The following is a 2,906-nucleotide window of genomic DNA, read 5'->3' on the forward strand; positions in this document are numbered from 1 at the left end:
CGAGATGGTGGCCCGTTTCCCGACCCGTCGGCGGTGGGCATGACCTCGTCCGTTTCGCCTGATCAGTCAAGGTCGGCGTCGCCCGCGAACTGCGGGAGCGGGCAGGTGCGCACCGTTCAGGACGCCCTGCGGGTGGTCACGGAACCGGTCGGCTGCCCGGGTGGGGTCAACACCTTCTGGCAGGCGCAGCTCGGCAGCGCCTGGACCGTCCCGAAGATCATTGAGTATCACAACGGCCAGGCTCCGGACGACGAGTGCGGCCGGCAGGCCGACCCGGACCAGTTCGCCGACAACGCCCTCTACTGCACCCTGGACGACACCGTCGCCTACAGCATCGAGTTCATGAACGACCTGGCCAGTGCGGGCGGCCCTACCTACCCGCTGTTCGTTCTCATGCATGAGCTGTCCCACCGCGGCGACCGGATCGGCAAGGGCCTCGGTGTCGTCCCCCGGGCGGAGGAGAACCAGGCCGACTGCTTCGCCGGGCGCCAGGCCGCCGCCGCCCACAAGGCCGGCCTGCTCGAGGTGGCCGACGCGCTCAACGGCTCGATGCTGTTCTTCTCGCTCGGCGACACCCGAGGTGGCTGGTTCAACCAGGAACCGGCCACCGCCCCCGACGCCCACGGCAGTCCCACGCAGCGCGCCCAGGCGTTCTCCTACGGCTACCTGCGTGACAGCGCCACCTGCCAGCGCATCGGCCAGTCCCGCACCGGCGACGTCTGACCCCGGACACATCCGGCCGACGGACATGACCGGGCCCCGCCCCCGGCCGGCCGCGCAGGGCGGACGGTGTCGGGGACGGGGCCCGGTCGATGCGACGTGACGGTGCTGCGGCCCGAGGCTCAGGGAGCCTGGAAACCGGCCTTGGTCAGCACCGCCTGCGCGGTGGACGAGGTGATGTAGTTCACGAACGCCGTACCGCCGGCCGCGTTCTTACCGCCCTTGAGGGTGGCGATCGGGTAGTCGTTGATCGCCTTCGCCGACTCGGGGAACTCGATGCCCTTCACCTTGGCACCCGCGGCGATGGCGTCCGTCCGGTAGACCAGGGCCGCGTCCACCTCACCGAGGGTGACCTTGGACAGGGCGGACTTGACGTCCTGCTCGAGGGTGACGGGGGTGAGGTTCACCCCGGCGGCCGTCAGGGCCTTCTTCGCGGCCGCGCCACAGGGCACCGCGTCCGCGCACAGGGCGACCTTCACCCCGGGCTTGACCAGGTCGGGCAGGTCGGTGATGCCCTTGGGGTTGGCCGCGGGCACGGCGATGACCAGCTGGTTGCGGACGAAGACCTTCGGCGTCGAGGTGTTCTGCCCCGCGTCGGTGACGGTCTTCATGGTGGCCGCGCTCGCCGCGGCGAACACGTCCGCCGGCGCGCCGGCGTTGATCTGGGTGGCCAGCGTCGAGCTGCCACCGAAGGAGAACTTCACGGTGGAACCGGGGTTGGCCGTCTCGAACTGCTTGCCGAGCTCGGTGAACGTCCCGGTCAACGACGCCGCGGCGAACACCGTCACGGTGCCGGTGACGCCACTGGAGGAGGCACTCGCCGACGGCGACGGGGTGTTCGCCGTCGCCCCGTCGCTACCGCTGCTGCCACACCCGGCGACGAGAAGGCCGGCGCTGGCCATGACCGCGAACGCCGTCTTCATCCTGCTGAATCTCACGTGTTTCCCGTTCCTTCGCCCACGACGGATCGCCCCCGCCGCCAGGCGTGGTCGACCGTCTCACTCGACAGATCCCATGGTTGTGGACGGTCGGCCAGCTCGAACTGACTCGCAGTGACAGGCGCTGCGAGGCATCGAGTCGGTCCACGGCGACACCGTCGTCACCCCGATCGCCGGCCCGACCGACAGTCGTCGGCCGGCGCCCCCCGCTCGCATCTGCGGATGCCCTCGTCGGTAGAGCTCCTTGGATACGAAACTTGTCGCATGATAGTGCCGTATCTGCGTAGCCGATAGGTGGGGGTGACGTGAGCTGACCAGCAGCATCGATCGACGCGGCGTCCGCCGGCCCCTCGCCACCGCCTTCGGCGTGCGCTACGTGACCAATCCGGCGCTGCGAGCTCGTCCGGCGGGGCGGATCGGGCCGAATCGGCACCTACCATGTCGTGATGGCGGTGGTGAAGGGCGACGGGGGCGCGGCGCAGCGGACGCCGGGCTGGTGGGGTAGTGACAGCGCGCTGCTCGACGACGAGGAGGCCCGTCGGCGCCTGGTCAACGCCACCATGCGTTGCCTGGTCCAACGCGGCAACGGCCGGATCCGGGTGGAGGAGGTCGCCCTCGAGGCGGGCGTGTCGCGCTCGACCGTCTACCGGTACTTCCGCGGCCGTGACGACCTCATCCTCGCCGTGCTGCTCGGTCGGATCGACCGGGTGATGACCACCGTGCTGAACACCCTGCCCCACCCGGACGACGCGCAGCACTCGCTGTGTGAGATCTTCCTCGGCGCCGTCGCGCGGATCAACAGCGACACCCTCAACGAGGCGGTCTTCCCCGAGGGCGGTCGGGTCGTCGCCGAGTCCCTGCACCCGGCCGGCGGGCCGATCGTCGACGCCGTCGCCCGCCACCTCGACACCCACCTGCACCGGTGGCAGGCCGACGGCCAGCTGCACGCCGATCTCGACCTTCGCGAGACCGTCATGTGGCTGATCACCGCCGGTGGTCTCATCACGAGGCCACCCTGGTCGACCTGGTCACCCGCTCGCCAGCGGGAGTTCGTCGTCCAACACGTCGTGCGCGCCCTGGTCATCCCCCGTTAGTTCCGTGTGCTCGCGCGCAGCCCGTCCTGCCCGCGGCCCGGCTTCCCAGCGCCTTTGTACCGTGGCGGCGCAGTCCCGGGGGGGGGGGGGGGGGGGGGGGGGGGGGGGGGGGGGGGGGGGGGGGGGGGGGGGGGGGGCGGGGGGGGGGGGGGGG

General features: G+C 71.2%; 3 protein-coding genes. 2 read left to right on the forward strand and 1 reads right to left on the reverse strand.

Annotation, left to right across the window (positions count from 1 at the left end; all coding sequences use genetic code 11):
- Positions 1 to 105 precede the first annotated feature (105 nt).
- On the forward strand, positions 106 to 723 hold the full coding sequence (locus tag ND747_RS15990) for a neutral zinc metallopeptidase (protein ID WP_251734413.1): 618 nt from the start codon (positions 106 to 108) through the stop codon (positions 721 to 723).
- A 119-nt stretch (positions 724 to 842) separates the two neighbouring features.
- On the opposite strand, the gene modA is transcribed toward ND747_RS15990, so the two are convergent.
- Entirely contained in the window at positions 843 to 1,643 is an 801-nt protein-coding gene (modA, locus tag ND747_RS15995) for a molybdate ABC transporter substrate-binding protein (protein WP_251734414.1), read from the reverse strand.
- A gap of 461 nt (positions 1,644 to 2,104) precedes the next feature.
- Here modA and ND747_RS16000 point away from each other — a divergent pair, with 461 nt between their 5' ends.
- Positions 2,105 to 2,752, forward strand: a complete 648-nt coding sequence (locus ND747_RS16000; protein ID WP_251734415.1) for a TetR/AcrR family transcriptional regulator — start codon at positions 2,105 to 2,107, stop codon at positions 2,750 to 2,752.
- Positions 2,753 to 2,906 lie beyond the last annotated feature (154 nt).

It is taken from the genome of Frankia sp. R82 (genome assembly GCF_023716925.1).
Classification (GTDB): Bacteria; Actinomycetota; Actinomycetes; order Frankiales; family Frankiaceae; genus Frankia.